This window comes from Streptomyces sp. Ru62 (assembly GCF_002920615.1).
In the GTDB taxonomy this organism is placed as follows: Bacteria; Actinomycetota; Actinomycetes; order Streptomycetales; family Streptomycetaceae; genus Streptomyces.
In genome coordinates, this window is record NZ_PQSU01000016.1 from 38,310 (window position 1) to 55,787 (window position 17,478).

Sequence of the window (17,478 nt, forward strand, 5' to 3'; positions counted from 1 at the left end):
GACCCTCTCCTCAGTACGCCAGCGAGCGGTCGACGGCGTCGAGCACACGGTCCAGGTCCGGCAGGTACTCCTCTTCCAGGCGCGCCGGCGGATACGGGGCGTGGTAGCCGCCGACCCTGAGGACCGGTGCCTCCAGGTGGTAGAAGCAGCGCTCGGTGATCCGGGCGGCGATCTCCGCGCCGGAGCCGAAGAAGACCGGTGCCTCGTGCACCACGACCAGGCGGCGGGTCTTCTCCACCGAGGCCTGGACGGAGTCGAAGTCGAGGGGGCTGACCGAGCGCAGGTCCAGGACCTCCAGGGACTTGCCCTCCTCGGCCGCCGCGTCCGCCGCCTCCTGGCACAGCTTCACCATGGGGCCGTAGGCCGCCAGGGTCAGGTCGGTGCCCTCGCGGACCACGCGCGCCTTGTGCAGCGGGGCGGGGATCGCCTCGAAGTCGACCTCGGCCTTGTCCCAGTAGCGCCGCTTGGGCTCGAAGTAGATCACCGGGTCGTCACTCTGGATGGCCTGCTGCATCATCCAGTACGCGTCCGACGCGTTGGACGGGGAGACCACCTTCAGGCCGGCCACGTGCGCGAACAGTGCTTCCGGGGACTCCGAGTGGTGCTCGACCGCGCCGATGCCGCCGCCGTAGGGGATGCGGACCACGACCGGCAGCTTGACCTTGCCCAGCGAGCGGGCGTGCATCTTGGCCAGCTGGGTGACGATCTGGTCGTAGGCCGGGAAGACGAAGCCGTCGAACTGGATCTCCACCACCGGGCGGTAGCCACGCAGGGCCAGGCCGATCGCGGTGCCGACGATGCCGGACTCGGCGAGGGGGGTGTCGATGACCCGGCTCTCGCCGAAGTCCTTCTGCAGTCCGTCCGTCACCCGGAAGACGCCGCCGAGCTTGCCGACGTCCTCACCCATGATCAGCACCTTGGGGTCGGCGTCCAGGGCACGGCGCAGCGACTCGTTGATGGCCTTGGCCATCGCCATCTTCTCGGCCATGTCAGTGACCCCCTTCATCGGCGAACGACGCCTGGTAGGCGGCGAACTGGGCGCGCTCCTCGTCGACGAGCGCGTGCCCGTCCGCGTACGCGTTCTCGAAGATGGCGAAACGGTCCGGGTCGGGCATCGCGCGGACCGCTTCGCGCACTCGTCTGCCCAACGCCTCGGACTCGGTCTCGAGTTCCGCGAAAAATCCCTCGTCCACGTGGTTCGAGGCCTCCAGATACCGGCGGAGCCGCAGGATCGGGTCCTTCGCCTCCCAGGCCAGCCGCTCCTCGTCGCCCCGGTAGCGGGTGGGGTCGTCGGAGGTGGTGTGGGCGCCCATGCGGTAGGTGAACGCCTCCACCAGGGTGGGGCCCTCGCCGTTGCGGGCGCGCTCCAGCGCCCACTTGGTGACGGCGAGGCAGGCCAGGACGTCGTTGCCGTCGACGCGGACGCCCGGGAAGCCGTAGCCCTGCGCCCGCTGGTAGAGCGGGACGCGGGTCTGCTTCTCGGTGGGTTCGGAGATCGCCCACTGGTTGTTCTGGCAGAAGAACACCACGGGGGCGTTGTAGACCGCGGAGAAGGTGAACGACTCGGCGACGTCGCCCTGGCTGGAGGCGCCGTCACCGAAGTAGGCGATGACCGCCGAGTCCGCGCCGTCCTTGGCCACGCCCATCGCGTAGCCGGTGGCGTGCAGCGTCTGGGAGCCGATGACGATCGTGTACAGGTGGAAGTTGTTGCTGTTCGGGTCCCAGCCGCCGTTGTTCACGCCGCGGAACATGCCGAGCAGGTTGGTCGGGTCGACGCCGCGGCACCAGGCGACGCCGTGCTCCCGGTAGGTCGGGAAGACGTAGTCGTCCTCGCGGGTGGCCCGGCCGGAGCCGATCTGGGCGGCCTCCTGGCCCAGCAGGGAGGCCCACAGGCCCAGTTCGCCCTGGCGCTGCAGGGCGGTGGCCTCGGCGTCGAAGCGGCGGGTGAGCACCATGTCGCGGTACAGGCCGCGCAGCTCTTCGGGGGTGATGCCGGCGACGTAGGCGTCGTACTCGGCGTTCTTGACCCGCTTGCCCTCCGGCGTCAGGAGCTGCACGAGCTCCGGCTCGGTGCTCTTCCTGGCGGTGCTGCGGGTGGTGCGCTTGGTGCCGGTGGCTCCGGTCGCGGCGCCGGTGGTGCCGGTCTTGCCGCCGGTGGTGCCGGCCTTGCCTGCGGCGGTGCGTCGCGGCTTGCGCGCGGCACTGCTCTCCACGGTCACGTGTGCTCCTCCGTCGTTCCGGCCCCCGGGGTTGCCGGTAGGCCAGTGCGGCTCACCTGTTTCGACCACCGGGCACGGGGTGGGTGCCACTCGGCCGGGAACAGGCGTGACAGGTGCCCCGGCGAGCGCCCTGCAACCATCACGTTACCCAGTGCCCCACATTTCTGTGAAACCCCGTTTGACCTGCGATTTTGCTTGGATTTCCAAGTAAATCGAGGTGATGTGGAAGCGCGCTGGTCACAGCCTTGCGGCAGTCCGGAGCACCCGCACGTTATCCCGCGCACCCAGGTCACGGGAAGAGTTTCATGTGAGACCGGCCTCGCACACGAAGAAGGAAAAGTCGCGGTATTTCTACTGCATTCGGATGAGGCCGTGGGGCGCGTACGGACGAGGACCTCGCCGTGGCTCGCGCCGAGCGAGAAAAGCCCATCTCGTGACCGAAAGCGACCATCGACGACTGGCTGTGACAAGCCCCAGCTCACACGGGCTGCGCGTGCCCTAGCATCTGGCGCGTGCCGCGCTCATGTGTACCACCCCCCGTGCCCCACGCACTCCCCCTGGGCGCCCTGCTCCGCCTGTACGCCGCGGGGACCGCCCTCACCTGTGAGCCGGTCGACCAGGGCCTGCTCAACCGCGGCTACCGGCTGTGCACCACGAGCGGCCGTTACTTCCTCAAGCACCACTTCGACCCGGACACCGCCGACCCGGCCGCCATCGAACGCCGGCACCTGGCCACCCAGCGCCTCGCCGACCTCGGCGTCCCGGTCGCCGTACCGCTCGCGCACCGCGAGGGCCGCACGGTCGCCGTCGTCGGCGGCCACGCCTACGCCCTGCACCCCTGGATCGACGGCAGGCACCGGCACGGCGGCCAGCTCACCCGCGGCCAGAGTGCGCGCCTGGGGGCGCTCCTGGGCGCCGTGCACGCCTGCCTGGAGCGTGTGATGCCCCCCAAGGGGCGCACGCGCCCGGCGACGAGCCCCCACCCGGTGGAGAGCGCGGACCCGGCCGACACCTTCGCCCTCATCGACGACCTGCTCGCCCATGTGCGCCGGCACCGCCCCGCCGACGCCTTCGACGAACTCGCCCGGCACCGGCTGCTGGAGCGCCGCGCCCTCCTGGAACAGCACGCGGACCGGCGCCCGCCGCGCGGCGGTTCGGTGGGCTGGGTGCACGGCGACTTCCACCCGTTCAACCTGCTCTACAAGGACGACGCCCCGGCCGCCATCGTGGACTGGGACCGGCTCGGTGTGCAGCCGCGCGCGGAGGAGGCCGTACGCGCCGCCGTGATCTTCTTCGTGGCGCCCGGCGGGACCCTGGACCTGCCGAAAGTGCGTGCCTACGCGCGCGCGTACCGGCGCGCGGCCGGCGCCACGCCCTCGGAGCTGTCCGCGGCCGTGCACCGCGTGTGGTGGGAGCGGCTGAACGACTTCTGGATGCTGCGCTGGCACTACGAGCGCGGCGACACGCGCGCGGACACCCAGTTCCCGGCCGCGTCGGCCCTCGCGGTGTGGTGGACCCGCGAGTACGACGCGGTGTGCGACGCGTTCGTGCAGTAGGCGCCGGGCATCAGGTCCCCTGCGGGCGGGGCGCCCCGCGCGAGCCGTACGCCCCGCGCGGGCAATGAGACGCGTGCGGGCGGGGCGCGTTCGTGCGGCGGGCCGGCGGCGTCACCTCAGGGGGACGCCGTCCCGGCCGCCGTGGGTGTCCTTCAACCGGTGGTGGTGCCGGTGCTGCCGTCCGTCGCGGTGCCCGCGTCCGTGCCACCGGCGTCACCGGTGCCCGCGTCCGTGCCACCGGCGTCACCCGTGCCCGCGTCCGTGCCACCGGCGTCGCCGGTGCCCGCGTCCGTGCCGCCGTTCGTCGGGTTCGTGGGCTGCGACTGCGAGGTCTGCGGATGCGACGGCTCGGTGCTCGGGGTGGAACTGGCCGTCCTCGACGGGGTGTACGACGGGGTGGTCGCCGGCGGCCAGCCGGAGCCCGTGCCCGTGTCCGAGCCGCTGTTCGTCTCGGGGTCCGAGGGCTGGTCGGTGTTGTCGTCGGACGGGGTCGGGGTGGGCGATTCGTGCTCCGTGCTCTTGGAGTGCGTCTTGGTCGGCTGGACGTCGGTGTCGTTGCCGCCGCTGCCGCCGCCCGCGCCCTTCACCGCCAGCGCCACGCCCGCCGCGATCGCGATGACCGCGAACACGGCGAGGAGCCACAGCTTGCCGCGTCCGCCGCCCTTGTTGCCGTGTCCCTCGAAACCGCCGTCGTCGCCGCTGCCGTAGCCCGCGGGCAGGATCGGCTGCGGGATCTGCGTGGTGCCCGAGGCGTCCGCCGGGTGGGGCATGACGGTCGTCCCGGCGAAGCCTGCCGCCGGGGTCTGCCGGCCGTCGTGCGTCTCCACCGGGCCGGTGTTCCAGGTGCCGGTGTGCCCGCCCTGGTCGTAGAGCATCTGCAGGCTGTACTGGACGAGCCCGCGCATCTCCTCCGCCGTCTGGAACCGGTCGTCGGGCTCCTTGGCGAGCGAGCGCATGACCAGGCCGTCCAGCTCCGGCGGGCAGGTCCCGACGGAGACCTGCGACGGCGGCACCGGCATGTCCTGGACGTGCTGGTAGACCACCGACAGCGGGGTCTCGCCCGTGAACGGGGGCCGCAGCGCGAGGAGTTCGTACAGCAGGCAGCCGGTGGCGTACAGGTCGGAGCGGTGGTCGACGGCCTTGCCGAGCGCCTGCTCCGGGGAGAGGTACTGCGGGGTGCCCATGACCATGCCGGTCTGCGTCATCGTCGTCGACGCGCCGTGCAGGGCGCGGGCGATGCCGAAGTCCATCACCTTGACGGCACCGCTGTCGGTGATGATGACGTTCGCCGGCTTGATGTCTCGGTGGACGATGCCGTGCTGGTGCGAGTAGGCGAGCGCCTCCAGCACCCCGGAGACGATGATCAGGGCCTGCTCGGGGCCCGGCGCCTCGGCGTTCATCAGCAGGTCGCGGATGGTGCGGCCCTCGACCAGCTCCATCACGATGTACGGCACGGACTGGCCGCCCACCATGTCCTCGCCGGAGTCGTACACGGCGACGATCGCGTGGTGGTTGAGACCGGCGACCGACTGTGCCTCGCGGGTGAAGCGGGCCTTGGAGACCGGGTCCTCGGCCAGGTCCGCGCGGAGCAGCTTGACCGCGACCGTCCGGCCCAGGCGGACGTCCTCGGCGGCGAACACCTCGGCCATGCCGCCCCGGCCCAGCCGGTGCGTGAGCCGGTACCGGCCGTCGCCGACGAGCCCGCCGTTGCCCCACAGCTCCGGCGCGTCCGACATGCCGCCGCCAGTCGCCTCGGGGTCGGACGGGCCCTGAGAGCGCTGCGTCTGTGCCATCAGTCCTCGCCGTCGTTTCTGCCCGCGGTGCGCGCGGTGTTGTTACGGTCTCCGTCCGCCACGCTACAGCCTCCGCGGGGGCCACCGGTTCGGAACGGCAACCGGGACCGACCCGAGACGGACCGGTCATGAAACCTCTAGCACGCGCTGTCGTGCAAATTCTGTGCGCCGGCCGTACGCCCGCTGTAACGCTTGCGCGACGCTTCTTGCGCGTACGGTCACGGAACGGGCACCGAGCTTGACGTGTCCGGGCCCTCGGGCAGACTTGGCCGGGAATGACACATTCGATCAAGGCCTGTCCGCCGGCTGACGGCGCCGCACGGCCGGTGGGGGACGCGGAGAGATGAGCCAGGACGGCGCACACGGCCGGTACGCGGGGCAGGCGCTGGCCGGGGGCCGCTACCAGCTGCGCGACTTGCTGGGCGAGGGCGGCATGGCCTCCGTGCACCTCGCGTACGACGCCGTGCTGGACCGCCAGGTCGCCATCAAGACGCTCCACACCGAACTCGGCCGGGAACAGGCCTTCCGTGAGCGCTTCCGCCGCGAGGCGCAGGCCGTGGCCAAGCTCACGCACACCAACATCGTCTCCGTCTTCGACACGGGCGAGGACGAGTTGAACGGCATGGCGACGCCGTACATCGTCATGGAGTACGTCGAGGGCCGGCCGCTGGGCTCCGTGCTGGAGGAGGACATCCGGCAGTACGGCGCGATGCCCGCGGACAAGGCCCTGAAGGTCACCGCCGATGTGCTCGCGGCCCTGGAGATCAGCCACGAGAAGGGGCTGGTCCACCGCGACATCAAACCGGGCAACGTGATGGTGACCAAGCGTGGCGTGGTCAAGGTCATGGACTTCGGCATCGCCCGCGCCATGCAGTCCGGCGTCACCTCGATGACCCAGACCGGCATGGTCGTCGGCACCCCGCAGTACCTCTCGCCGGAACAGGCCCTCGGCCGCGGCGTGGACGCCCGCTCCGACCTGTACTCGGTCGGCATCATGCTGTTCCAGCTGGTCACCGGGCGGCTGCCGTTCGACGCGGACTCCCCGCTGGCCATCGCGTACGCGCATGTGCAGGAGGAGCCGGTGGCGCCCTCCTCGGTCAACCGCGCGCTGCCGCCCGCCGTGGACGCGCTGGTCGCCCGCGCGCTGCGGAAGAACCCGAACGAGCGCTTCCCGACCGCCGAGTCCATGCGCGACGAGTGCCTGCGGATCGCGGCCTCCCTCCAGGCGGCCCCGCCGAGCATCGTGCCGGGCGCCGGTCCGACGCAGAGCGGCTCGGGCGTCGGCTCCGCGGTGTTCCCGCCGGTCGACCGGACGGCCCCGGCCCCGCACGGGCAGGTACAGACGCCGTACCAGCCGGCCCCCGCACCGGTTGCGAACCCGTACGGCCAGCCGACGCCCGCCCCGGGTTACGGCTACCCGCAGCAGGGCGGTTACCAGACGCACCCCGTGGGCTACGGCCCGCAGGGCGCCGCCCCGACCCCGCCGCCGTACACGATGGCGCCGCAGCAGGCGGGCCGGCCCGGCGGCGGCCGGAACCGGCGGCCGGTGGTCGTCGGTTCGGTCGCGGTGGCGGCCGTCGTGGCCGTCGGGCTGATCGTCGCGCTCACGCTGAGGCACACCGGCGACGACACCAGGGGCGGCAGCGGCGGATCGAGCGCCTCCGCGTCCGCGTCCCACCGGGCGGGCTACCGCCCCCCGGACACCACCCGGCGGATCGACACGACCAAGTGCACCGATCCGCAGGAGTCCTACAGCGATCCGGACAAGATCGAGCTGCCCGACTTCCGGTACAAGGACATCGGCTCCGTGAAGGAGTGCCTCCAGGCCGCGGGCTGGAAGTGGGACATCAAGCACGAGGACGACAACACCTGGGGGGAGGGGACCGTCCTCAACCAGTTCCCCGAACAGGGCACCGACGTCGACCAGGACGACGTGGGCACCATCGAGCTGAGGGTGTCGACGGGCAACCCACCGCAGTGAACCGCCCCCGGCGGTCCGGGGTACGGGTCGGGCCCGGCGGTCGTCCGCCGGGCCCTCGGTGTGTCCGGCCGAGTCGGGGGGCTTACAGGTAGGGCCCGCCCGAGCGGCCGCCGGTGTGCTGGTCGTCGCCGCCCTCGTGGCCGGTCATGCCGGGCGGGAGCGCGCGGCGCATCTGCTCCAACTGGGCGCGGGCGGCCATCTGCTGGGCGAACAGCGTCGTCTGGATCCCGTGGAAGAGGCCCTCCAGCCAGCCCACCAGCTGTGCCTGCGCGATCCGCAGTTCCGCGTCACTCGGGGTGACGTCGTCGGTGAACGGCAGGGAGAGCCGTTCCAGTTCCTCGACCAGTTCGGGGGCCAGGCCGTCCTCCAGCTCCTTCACCGAGCTGGCGTGGATCTCCTTGAGTCGCACCCGGCTGGCCTCGTCGAGGGGAGCCGCCCGCACCTCCTCCAGGAGCTGCTTGATCATGCTGCCGATCCGCATGACCTTGGCCGGCTGTTCCACCTGCTCCGTCACCGGGGTCTCGCGGGAGTCATCGTGCCCGTCGCCACCGCCGAGCGCCATCCCGTCCTGACCCACGACAAGGATCTGGGGGTTCCCCGGCGACCGTTCGTTCCTCGGCATCTCCATGCCGCCATTCTCTCGCACGCCACCACCTCATCACCGTGGTGCCCCCTTGTGGGGCTGATCCACCGTTTAGACCCGACGGCCCAATCCGGAATGCCTTCTTTGCCATGGAATGTGAGGCTGGTTCCCGTCGGTTTTCCATCGGTCACGGCACCTGGGCCCCGGGAGGTCACCGACGTGACTGCACGCCCACGACTCACGCTGCGCTGTCTCCGGCTGCTGGTCGTCGTCGCGGCGACGGCGCTGCCGGCGCACGGCACCGCCGTCGCGTACGGCGCCACGGCCGTCCTCGCCGCGGAACCGGACACCGCCCGCCCGTCCGCCACCGGACACCGGGAGCAGGCTGGAACGCGGCAGGGAACCAGAGAGGGCGCGGCCCAGGAGCACGCGCCTGCGCTGACGGCCGTCCCGGCACACGCGCCCCCCGAGGACACGGCTCCGGAGCACGCCGCCCCGGACCGCGGACGCCCGGACCAGGGTCCCCCCGACGAGGCGTCCGCGGAGGAAGCGTCCTCGGACGAGACGTCCCCGGAGGAGACCTCCGACGAGGCGTCCCCGGACGAGACCTCCTCGCAGGAGGCGTTTCCCGCCCGTCCGATGCCGTCCGACTCCGCCTCGGCGTCGGTCCGCCCCTATCGCCCCCTCGCCTCCGTGGAGCCGTCCCGGGCGGGCAGCCGGGCCGGTGAGGGGCGGATGCGGCCGGGGCGGCCGGACGGGCCCGAGATCGAGGACGAGGACGACGACCCCCCTCCCGCCACGCCTGCCGCCCAGCCGGAGGAGCCTGAGGAGCCGGAGACGGCGGAGGTGCCGAGCATCTCCCCGTCGCCCCTGGAGACCGGCCCGGACCCCACCGGTTCCCCGCGGGGGCCCGGCGCCGAGCAGGCGGCCCCACCGGGCGAGGCCCCCACGGAGCCGGTCCTCCGGATCCTCCCGCTCGGCAGCGGTCTGGTCCTCATCGGCCTGGGCCTGGGGCTGGCCCTCCTCGGCCTGAGACTCCGCAAGAGCTGACCGCCAGGGACGGCCGGGGACCTCCCTGGACGGCCCGGAACGGACCGGCACGCCGACCGGAGAAGCGGACCGGAGCGAAGCGGACCCGAACCGGACCGGAGCGGACCCACACCGGACCGGACCGGGCCTCGCGGCACCGCACCGCACCGCCTCCCGCTACGGCGCGACCAGCAGCACCTTGCCGATGTGGCCGCTCGCCTCCACCAGCCGGTGCGCCTCGGCCGCCTCCGGCATCGGCAGCTCGCGGTCCACGACCGGGCGGACGTGCCCGCCGGCGAGCAACGGCCACACGTGCTCGCGTACGGCGGCGACGATGGCGGCCTTCTCCTCCAGCGGGCGGGCGCGCAGCGAGGTCGCGCTGATCGCGGCCCGCTTGCTGAGCAGCGTGCCGATGTTCAGCTCGCCCTTCACACCGCCCTGCATGCCGATGATCGCGAGGCGTCCGTTGACGGCGAGCGCCTGGACATTGCGGTCCAGGTACTTCGCGCCCATGTTGTCGAGGATGACATCGGCGCCCGCACCGTCGGTCGCCTGCTTGATCTCGGCGACGAAGTCCTGCTCGCGGTAGTTGATCAGTACGTCCGCGCCCAGTTCGGCGCACCGGTCGAGCTTCTCCTTCGTGCCGGCGGTCACCGCGACCCTGGCGCCGACGGCCTTGGCGAGCTGGATCGCCATGGTGCCGATGCCGCTGGAACCGCCGTGGACCAGCAGCGTCTCGCCCGGACGCAGATGGGCGACCATGAACACGTTGGACCAGACCGTGCAGACGACCTCGGGCAGTGCTGCGGCGCGCGTGAGGTCCACGCCCTCGGGCACGGGCAGCAGCTGCCCGGCCGGTACGGCGACCTTCTCGGCGTAGCCGCCACCCGCGAGCAGCGCGCACACCCGGTCACCGACAGCCCAGCCGGAGACACCGGCGCCGAGCGCGGCGATCGTGCCGGAGCACTCCAGACCGGGGTAGGGGGAGGCGCCGGGCGGCGGGTTGTAGAAGCCCTGGCGCTGCAGGATGTCGGCACGGTTGACGGCGCTGGCCACCACCTCGACCAGCACCTCGCCCTCGCCGGGCACCGGATCGGGGACCTCGTCCCACACCAGAGCCTCGGGACCACCAGGTTCGGGAATCGTGATCGCATGCATGCCGGTGACGCTACTCCCCCGGCGACCGGTCACCCGGGTGGCAGGGGGCGGGTGTCCGGGGCGACCCGGATTGCGGGGGTGGCGCGGACGATGGTGATGAGCCGGTCCGTCAGCTGGAGGGTGCCGACGGACGGATCGTCGTAGCCGAGCACCCGGTGTCCGCGCAGGACGCTCACCACCAGGTCGTCCGTCTCGCGCGGCGTCTTGCCGACCTCCCCGCGGACCACCGGCCGTTCGACGAGGTCCAGCCCGCTGCCCTGCTGGATGAGGTCCTCCATGACCATGCCGGCCGCGGGGCTGAGCACCGACAGGCCGAGCAGGCGGCCGGCCGCGCCGGAGCTGGTGATGACGGCGTCGGCGCCGGACTGCTTGAGCAGCGGGGCGTTCTCCTCCTCGCGCACCGCGGCGACGATCTTGGCGGTGCGGTTGAGCTGGCGGGCGGTCAGCGTGACGAGGACGGAGGTGTCGTCGCGCTGCGGCGCGACGATGATCTGCCGGGCCTTGTGCACCTCGGCCCGTTTGAGCACGTCACTGCGGGTGGCGTCGCCTATGACGCCCGCGTAGCCCTCGGCGGTGGCCGTGTCGATCACCTTGGAGCTGGGGTCGACCACGACCACCTGCTCCTTCTTCAGCCCGGTCGCGCAGACGGTCTGGATGGCCGACCGGCCCTTCGTGCCGAAGCCGATGACGACGGTGTGGTCGCGCAAGGTGGACCTCCAGCGGTTGAGGCGCCATTCCTCACGGGTGCGTTCGGTGAGGACCTCCAGCGTGGTGCCGACCAGGATGATCAGGAACAGCACGCGCAGGGGCGTGATGACGAGGATGTTGGTGAGCCGGGCGCTGTCGCTGACCGGGGTGATGTCGCCGTATCCGGTGGTGGAGAGGGTGACGGTCGCGTAGTAGAACGCGTCGAGCAGATCGACGGGGCCATCGGAGCTGTCGCGGTAGCCCTCGCGATCGGCGTAGACGACCAGCGCGGTGGCGACCAGCACCACCAGGGCCATGACGAGCCGTTTGACGACCTGGCGGATCGGACGCTCCACCACTTTCCTCGGGAGTTTCACCCGATGGGTCACCAGGTGTTCGCCCGCATGGCGGGCGATGGCGTCATGGCCCGGAAGTTTCACGTGAAACACACCCCGATCCCGGCGCTCGCCCAGGGCAGATCCAGCAGCTCGGCCTCCTCGCCCTGCCGGGCCCCGCCCGGCGGTACGACGGCCAGCGCGTCGGCGGCGGCGACACCCCGGAGCATGGCGGGACCGTTGTAGTGCAACGGCATGGCGTGGTCACCGCGCAGCACCACGGGGATGAGCCGGGTGTCGTGCGGGTGCCCGTGCACCGCCTCCCGGAGCGGCAGTGTGTACGGCTCGGGGGCGGGGTGGGCGGCGAGGGTCCGTAGCAGCGGTTCGGCGAGGGTGAGCAGGCCGGAGACGGCCGCGAGGGGGTTGCCGGGCAGGCCGACGAGGTGCTGGTGGTCCTTGGTGCGGGCCAGCAGCATGGGATGGCCGGGGCGCACCTTGACGCCATCCACGAGGAGTTCGGCGCCGACCCGTTCCAGGACCGGGTGGACGTGGTCGACGGGTCCGGCCGCCGTGCCGCCCGTGGTGACGATCAGGTCGGCGGCGGAGCGGGTGACCGCCTTCTGCAGGGCCTTGGCGTCGTCACCGATCCGGCGCACGGCGATGACGTCGGCGCCGAGCGCGCGCAGCCAGGGCGGCAGCATGGGGCCGAGGGCGTCCCGGATCAGCCCGTCGTGCGGCAGGCCCTCGGTGAGCAACTCGTCACCCAGGACGAGGACTTCGGCGCGGGGGCGGGGGACGACGGTGACCGTGTCGTAGCCGGCCGCCGCGGCGAGGCCCAGGACGGCCGGGGTGACCAGGGTGCCGACGGGCAGCAACTGGTCGCCGCTGCGGCACTCCTGGCCGCGCGGGCGGATGTCCTGACCGTGGAGCATCTCGTGGGTGGTGTGCAGGCGGCCCTGGGCGTCGATCCGGCCGTGCTCGGTGCGCAGGACGGCGGTGGTGTCGGCGGGGATGCGCGCACCGGTGGCGATGCGGACCGCCTCGCCGTCGGTGAGGGGTTCGGGCTGCGTGTGCCCGGCGAGCACGCCCTCCTCGCGCACCTGCCAGGGTCCGGGCCCGGCGACCGCCCAGCCGTCCATCGCCGAGGTGTCGAAGGAGGGCAGGTCGGTGAGCGCGTCGAGGGGCGCGGCCAGGGCCAGCCCGAGGGCGTCGCCGAGCGGCACGGAGACGGGGGCGCGGCGGGCACGGGAGCGCGCGGCACGCGCGGCGGCCTCCCGTGCCTGGGGCCAGGGGGTGGCCCGGTGCCGTTCTGCGGGCCGCGCACCGGGCGACTGGGCGGCCGGGGCGGACGCCTGGCCCGCACCGCCGTCCGTGCTGTCGTCCCGGGGCTCCCTGTGGGCATCCCTCACGAGCGCCAGAGCCTCCTCGACGTCGAGGTCGTCGGTGTCGTCGGCGGACGCCTCGGCCCGGGTGCCGGGCGCGGTCATCCGGCGTCCGGGGCGCTCGGGCCCCCGTTCCTCGCGTCCGCGCTGCTCCCACCGTTCTCTTCCTCCCAGCGCAGCGCCAGCGCGGCGGCCTTGCGCGCGGCCTCGGCGACGGCCTCGGGGCCGCCCTTGCCCTGGGCGGCGGCGTAGCCGACGAGGAAGGTGGTCAGCGGGGCGGCGGGCCGGGCCACGCCGTGCGCGGCGTCCCGGGCCAGATCGAGCAGGACGCCGGTGTCGACGTCCAGTTCGATGCCCAACTCGTCCTTGACTGCGGAGATCCATTCATCCAACACGGACCCATGCTCCCTGATGCGTGCCCTGGCCGTCGCGATGTCGTCCCAGGTGTCGCAGTCGAAGGAGGCGAGCGGGTCCGGGACGCGGGTGAGGCGCAGGGCACCGGTCAGCCGGCGCAGGGGCAGCCCGCCGAGGCCGCCGTGCGTGGCGGCGAGGGCGGTCAGCTCGCGGCGCAGGGCAGGGGTGCGGTAGGCGGCCACGAGCGGCTGGTCACGACCGTCGGCGTCGGTGAGCAGCGCGCCGTCCGCCCCGGTCTCCTGAAGGGCGGTCAACAGCCGCCGGAGCGTGGACCGTTCGAGAAAGGGCAGGTCGGCGGAGAGGACGACGGTGTGCCCGGCGGTGGTGAGCCGCATGCCGGCCTCCAGCGCGGCGACCGGTCCGCCGCCGGGTGGCTCCTCGCGCGCCCAGCGCACCGGGTGTGCGGTGGGCCGGGGCGCGGCCACGACGACGGTCGTACCGGCGTCCGCGCAGGCCGCGAGCACCCGGTCGAGCAGCGCGCGGCCCCCGACCCGGAGCCCTGGCTTGTCGGCCCCGCCGAGCCGCCGGGCGGCACCGCCGGCCAGCACGACGGCGTCGTACGGCGCGGGGGACCCGGGATCGGGGGTCCCGGGCGCGGCGGAAGCGGTGTCGGTCACCCTCCGAGTATGTCCTGCCGGTTCCTCCTTCCGAACCTGTGTCTCAGAGGTGGCTGGGTCTCACAGGGTGCGCAGCAGCACCGCCGGCTGTTCCACGCAGTCCGCCACGTACCGCAGGAAGCCGCCCGCCGTGCCGCCGTCGCACACCCGGTGGTCGAAGGTGAGCGAGAGCTGGACGACCTGGCGGACGGCCAGCTCGCCCTCGTGCACCCATGGCTTGGGGACGATGCGGCCGACGCCGAGCATGGCCGCCTCGGGGTGGTTGATGATCGGGGTGGAGCCGTCGACGCCGAAGACGCCGTAGTTGTTGAGCGTGAAGGTGCCGCCGGTGAGTTCCCCGGGGGTCAGCGTCCCGGTGCGCGCCGCCTCGGTGAGCCGGGCGAACTCCGCGGTCAGGGATTCGGCGTCACGCGCGTGGGCGTCCCGGACGACCGGCACGACCAGGCCGCGTTCCGTCTGCGCGGCGAACCCGAGGTGCACCTGGTCGAGCCGGACCACCTCGCGGGCCTCGGTGTCGACGAAGGAGTTCAGCTCGGGGAACCGGCCGAGGCCGGCCGTGCAGATGCGGGCGAGCAGGGCGAGGAGGGAGATCTTCGGGCCGCCGGCCGCGTTCATCGCGGCGCGGGCACGCATGAGTTCCGTCGCGTCGGCGTCGACCCAGCAGGTCGCGTCCGGGATCTCCCGGCGGCTACGGGAGAGCTTGTCGGCGACGGCGCCGCGCACGCCCTTGAGCGGGATCCGGGTGCCGCCCTGCGCGACGGGCGCCGCGGGGGGCCGTACGACCGGCTCCTCGGCCGTGCGGACCGGTGCCGCCCCTGCCCGCAGCGCGTTCTCGACGTCCGCCCGCAGGATGAGCCCGTCCGGCCCCGACCCGGCCAGCCGCCTCAGGTCGACGCCGTTGTCGCGGGCGAGCTTGCGCACGAGGGGGGAGATCACGGGGACCGGGCCCTCGGTGGGAGCGGCGGTGGGTGTGGTCGGCACAGCGGTGGGCGAGGCGGGTGCCGCCACCGCCGGTGCCACGCGCGCGGGGGCGTGGGCGTCGGCCCGGGCGGTCCCGCGCCGGGCGGCCCGCCCGTTGACCGGGGCTCCGGTCGGCGCCGCCTGACCGTCGCCGTCGGCCCCGCGCCGGACGCTCTGTCCGTCGACCGCGGCCGTGCCCGCCCGCACCCGGCGCCGGCGTGCCGCCGGGGCCTGGGTGCCGTAACCCACCAGCACGTTGCCGGAGCCCTCCGGCTCCGGTGCCCGTTCGCCCACGGCCACCGTCAGGAGCGGGGCGCCGACGGGCAGTTCGGTGCCCTCCTCGCCGAAGCGGGCGGTGACCACGCCGCCGTACGGGCAGGGCACCTCGACCATCGCCTTGGCCGTCTCGACCTCGACCACCGGCTGGTCCACGGCGACCACGTCACCGACCTGCACCAGCCAGCGGACGATCTCCGCCTCGGTGAGCCCTTCACCGAGGTCGGGCAGCTTGAACTCCAGCACCTGAGCCATCAGCCCTCGGCCTCCCACTGCAGCCGGGCCACGGCGTCCAGAATGCGGTCGACGCCGGGCAGGTGGTGCCGCTCCAGCATGGGCGGCGGGTACGGGATGTCGAACCCGGCCACGCGCAGCACCGGCGCCTCCAGGTGGTGGAAGCAGCGTTCGGTGACGCGGGCCGCGATCTCGCCGCCCGGTCCGCCGAACCCGGTGGACTCGTGGACGACGACGGCGCGCCCGGTGCGCCGGACGGACGCGCAGACCGTCTCGTCGTCGAACGGCACCAGGGAGCGCAGATCGACGACCTCCAGGTCCCAGCCCTCGGCCTGGGCGGCCTCGGCGGCCTCCATGCAGACCGGCAGCGAGGGGCCGTAGGTGATGAGCGTGGCGCTGCGGCCGGTCCGGCGGACCACGGCCCGGCCGATGGGCTCGACGTCCGTCGGCTGCTCGGGGTTCCAGCTGTCCTTGGACCAGTACAGCCGCTTGGGCTCCAGGAAGACGACCGGGTCGTCGGAGGCGATGGCCCGGCGCAGCAGCCCGTAGGCGTCGGCGACGGTGGCGGGGGTGACGACGTGGAGCCCGGGCGTCGCCATGTAGTAGGCCTCGGAGGAGTCGCTGTGGTGCTCGACGCCGCCGATGCCGCCGCCGTAGGGGATGCGGACGGTGATCGGCAGGGGCATCCTGCCGCGCGTGCGGTTGCGCATCCGGGAGACATGGCTGACGAGCTGCTCGAACGCCGGGTAGGCGAAGGCGTCGAACTGCATCTCCACCACGGGCCTGAGGCCGTACATGGCCATGCCGACGGCGGTGCCGAGGATGCCGGCCTCGGCGAGGGGGGTGTCGGTGCAGCGGTCCTCGCCGAACTCCTTGGCGAGCCCGTCGGTGACGCGGAAGACCCCGCCGAGGGTGCCGACGTCCTCGCCCATGACGTGCACGGTCGGGTCGGCGGCCATCGCGTCGCGCATCGCGCGCGTGAGGGCCTGTGCCATGGTGGCGGGCTTGACGGCGACGGTGGTCATCGGGCGCCGCCTTCCGGGGCGCCGGGCTCGCCGTGCTGCTCCTGCTCGGCCTCCAGCTCGGCCCGCAGCAGGGCGCGCTGCTCGCGCAGTTGGGAGGTGGTCTCGGCGTAGACGTGGTCGAAGAGGTCCATCGGGTCGAGCTCGGGGTCCTGGTTCATGCGTTCGCGCAGGGAGGCGGCCATCGTCTCGGCGTCCTGGCGGGCCGCCTCGATGCCGGCGTCGTCCAGCAGTCCGCGCGTGGTCAGTTCGCGCTCCAGCAGCTCGATGGGATCGTGGGCGCACCAGGCCGCGACCTCGGCCTCACCCCGGTAGCGGGTGGCGTCGTCGGCGTTGGTGTGGGCGTCGACGCGGTACGTCACCGCCTCCACCAGGGTCGGGCCGCCGCCCGCGCGCGCGTGCCGTACGGCGTCGCTGAGGACCTCGTGCACGGCCGCGGCGTCGTTGCCGTCGACCAGCCGGCCCGGCATGCCGTACCCGACGGCCTTGTGGGCCAGGGAGGGCGCGGCGGTCTGCTTGGCGAGCGGTACGGAGATGGCGAAGCCGTTGTTCTGCACGAGGAAGACGACCGGTGCCTGCCAGACGGCGGCGAAGTTCAGCGCCTCGTGGAAGTCGCCCTCGCTGGTGCCGCCGTCGCCGACCATGGCCAGCGCGACCACGTCGTCACCCTTGAGGCGGGCGGCGTGGGCGAGGCCGACGGCGTGCGGGAGCTGGGTGGCGAGCGGGGTGCTCAGCGGGGCCACCCGGTGGGCGTAGGGGTCGTAGCCGCTGTGCCAGTCGCCGCGCAGCAGGGTGAGCGCCTCGGCGGGTTCCACGCCCCGGGCGACGACGGCGAGCGTGTCGCGGTAGCTGGGGAAGAGCCAGTCGCGCTCGTCCAGGGCCAGGGCGGCGGCGATCTCGCAGGCCTCCTGGCCGGTGCTGGACGGGTAGACGGCGAGCCGGCCCTGCTTGGTGAGGGCGGTGGCCTGTGTGTTGTACCGGCGCCCGCGCACCAGCTCGGTGTACAGCCGGCGCAGCAGTCCGGGGTCGGCCTTGCCGGCCGCCTCGGTGCCGAGGACGCGGTAGGGCTCGGCGTCGGGCAGCAGCGGCGCGGCGTCCATCCGGGGCTGCCAGGCGGGCGGCGGCGATGGCCGGTACGCGCCCCGCTGCTCCAGAACCGTCATGACGGCACCTCCTCGTGGGGGTGGCTACGGGAGGCGCGTCGCCTGTGACTCGCCTCACCAACCGATTGT

The 17,478-nt window shown here is 73.2% G+C and carries 14 protein-coding genes; 3 read left to right on the plus strand and 11 right to left on the minus strand.

Annotated features, from left to right (window positions below; all coding sequences use genetic code 11):
* Window positions 1-10 precede the first annotated feature (10 nt).
* Both C3492_RS22280 and pdhA (C3492_RS22285) read right to left on the minus strand, forming a co-directional pair.
* Window positions 11-988, minus strand: a complete 978-nt coding sequence (locus C3492_RS22280; protein ID WP_103813530.1) for an alpha-ketoacid dehydrogenase subunit beta — start codon at window positions 986-988, stop codon at window positions 11-13.
* A gap of 1 nt (window position 989) precedes the next feature.
* A complete protein-coding gene (gene pdhA, locus C3492_RS22285) occupies window positions 990-2,219 on the minus strand; it encodes a pyruvate dehydrogenase (acetyl-transferring) E1 component subunit alpha (RefSeq protein ID WP_103813531.1) in 1,230 nt (409 codons plus the stop codon).
* A 539-nt stretch (window positions 2,220-2,758) separates the two neighbouring features.
* Here pdhA (C3492_RS22285) and C3492_RS22290 point away from each other — a divergent pair.
* Window positions 2,759-3,775, plus strand: coding sequence for a phosphotransferase (locus C3492_RS22290; protein ID WP_181140495.1), 1,017 nt, complete (start codon window positions 2,759-2,761; stop codon window positions 3,773-3,775).
* Window positions 3,776-3,927: 152 nt separating this feature from the next.
* Here the strand turns inward: C3492_RS22290 and C3492_RS22295 are convergent, their stop codons facing one another.
* A complete protein-coding gene (locus C3492_RS22295) occupies window positions 3,928-5,568 on the minus strand; it encodes a protein kinase (RefSeq protein WP_181140496.1) in 1,641 nt (546 codons plus the stop codon).
* Window positions 5,569-5,911: 343 nt separating this feature from the next.
* On the opposite strand from C3492_RS22295, the gene C3492_RS22300 reads away from it, so the two are divergent.
* On the plus strand, window positions 5,912-7,549 hold the full coding sequence (locus C3492_RS22300; protein ID WP_103813532.1) for a protein kinase: 1,638 nt from the start codon (window positions 5,912-5,914) through the stop codon (window positions 7,547-7,549).
* Window positions 7,550-7,631: 82 nt separating this feature from the next.
* On the opposite strand, the gene C3492_RS22305 is transcribed toward C3492_RS22300, so the two are convergent.
* Window positions 7,632-8,177, minus strand: coding sequence for a bacterial proteasome activator family protein (locus tag C3492_RS22305; RefSeq protein WP_103813533.1), 546 nt, complete (start codon window positions 8,175-8,177; stop codon window positions 7,632-7,634).
* A gap of 174 nt (window positions 8,178-8,351) precedes the next feature.
* On the opposite strand from C3492_RS22305, the gene C3492_RS22310 reads away from it, so the two are divergent.
* Window positions 8,352-9,182, plus strand: a complete 831-nt coding sequence (locus tag C3492_RS22310) for a hypothetical protein (RefSeq protein WP_103813534.1) — start codon at window positions 8,352-8,354, stop codon at window positions 9,180-9,182.
* Between the two features lie 156 nt (window positions 9,183-9,338).
* On the opposite strand, the gene C3492_RS22315 is transcribed toward C3492_RS22310, so the two are convergent.
* Genes C3492_RS22315 through pdhA (C3492_RS22345) form a run of 7 tightly spaced genes read right to left on the minus strand, consistent with a single transcriptional unit; the run spans window position 9,339 to window position 17,409 of the window.
* Window positions 9,339-10,319 (minus strand): NAD(P)H-quinone oxidoreductase, encoded by a 981-nt coding sequence (locus C3492_RS22315; RefSeq protein ID WP_103813535.1) that lies wholly within the window; start codon window positions 10,317-10,319, stop codon window positions 9,339-9,341.
* 29 nt (window positions 10,320-10,348) lie between these two features.
* Window positions 10,349-11,446 carry a TrkA family potassium uptake protein gene (locus tag C3492_RS22320; RefSeq protein ID WP_258055823.1) on the minus strand — a complete coding sequence of 366 codons (1,098 nt, stop codon included), beginning with the start codon at window positions 11,444-11,446 and terminating at the stop codon, window positions 10,349-10,351.
* On the minus strand, window positions 11,443-12,828 hold the full coding sequence (locus C3492_RS22325) for a molybdopterin molybdotransferase MoeA (protein ID WP_103813537.1): 1,386 nt from the start codon (window positions 12,826-12,828) through the stop codon (window positions 11,443-11,445). The genes C3492_RS22320 and C3492_RS22325 overlap by 4 nt, the downstream gene beginning before the upstream one ends.
* Window positions 12,825-13,754 carry an NTP transferase domain-containing protein gene (locus tag C3492_RS22330; RefSeq protein WP_103813538.1) on the minus strand — a complete coding sequence of 310 codons (930 nt, stop codon included), beginning with the start codon at window positions 13,752-13,754 and terminating at the stop codon, window positions 12,825-12,827. The genes C3492_RS22325 and C3492_RS22330 overlap by 4 nt, the downstream gene beginning before the upstream one ends.
* Before the next feature lie 60 nt (window positions 13,755-13,814).
* Window positions 13,815-15,245: a dihydrolipoamide acetyltransferase family protein gene (locus C3492_RS22335; RefSeq protein WP_103813539.1), complete on the minus strand. Its 1,431-nt coding sequence runs from the start codon at window positions 15,243-15,245 to the stop codon at window positions 13,815-13,817.
* Complete coding sequence (locus C3492_RS22340) at window positions 15,245-16,249, minus strand: alpha-ketoacid dehydrogenase subunit beta (RefSeq protein ID WP_103813540.1); 1,005 nt, start codon at window positions 16,247-16,249, stop codon at window positions 15,245-15,247. Before C3492_RS22340 ends, C3492_RS22335 begins: the two co-directional genes overlap by 1 nt.
* Window positions 16,246-17,409: a pyruvate dehydrogenase (acetyl-transferring) E1 component subunit alpha gene (gene pdhA, locus C3492_RS22345; RefSeq protein WP_103813541.1), complete on the minus strand. Its 1,164-nt coding sequence runs from the start codon at window positions 17,407-17,409 to the stop codon at window positions 16,246-16,248. Before pdhA (C3492_RS22345) ends, C3492_RS22340 begins: the two co-directional genes overlap by 4 nt.
* Between the last annotated feature and the right edge of the window lie 69 nt (window positions 17,410-17,478).

What these genes read in the sequence shown, in the direction of transcription:
- C3492_RS22325 (WP_103813537.1), bottom strand. Translation starts at nt 12,828, where the DNA reads ATGACCGCGCCCGGCACCCGGGCCGAGGCGTCCGCCGACGACACCGAC.
- C3492_RS22315 (WP_103813535.1), bottom strand. Translation starts at nt 10,319, where the DNA reads ATGCATGCGATCACGATTCCCGAACCTGGTGGTCCCGAGGCTCTGGTG.
- pdhA (WP_103813541.1), bottom strand. Translation starts at nt 17,409, where the DNA reads ATGACGGTTCTGGAGCAGCGGGGCGCGTACCGGCCATCGCCGCCGCCC.
- C3492_RS22295 (WP_181140496.1), bottom strand. Translation starts at nt 5,568, where the DNA reads ATGGCACAGACGCAGCGCTCTCAGGGCCCGTCCGACCCCGAGGCGACT.
- C3492_RS22280 (WP_103813530.1), bottom strand. Translation starts at nt 988, where the DNA reads ATGGCCGAGAAGATGGCGATGGCCAAGGCCATCAACGAGTCGCTGCGC.
- C3492_RS22300 (WP_103813532.1), top strand. Translation starts at nt 5,912, where the DNA reads ATGAGCCAGGACGGCGCACACGGCCGGTACGCGGGGCAGGCGCTGGCC.
- C3492_RS22340 (WP_103813540.1), bottom strand. Translation starts at nt 16,249, where the DNA reads ATGACCACCGTCGCCGTCAAGCCCGCCACCATGGCACAGGCCCTCACG.
- C3492_RS22335 (WP_103813539.1), bottom strand. Translation starts at nt 15,245, where the DNA reads ATGGCTCAGGTGCTGGAGTTCAAGCTGCCCGACCTCGGTGAAGGGCTC.
- C3492_RS22305 (WP_103813533.1), bottom strand. Translation starts at nt 8,177, where the DNA reads ATGGAGATGCCGAGGAACGAACGGTCGCCGGGGAACCCCCAGATCCTT.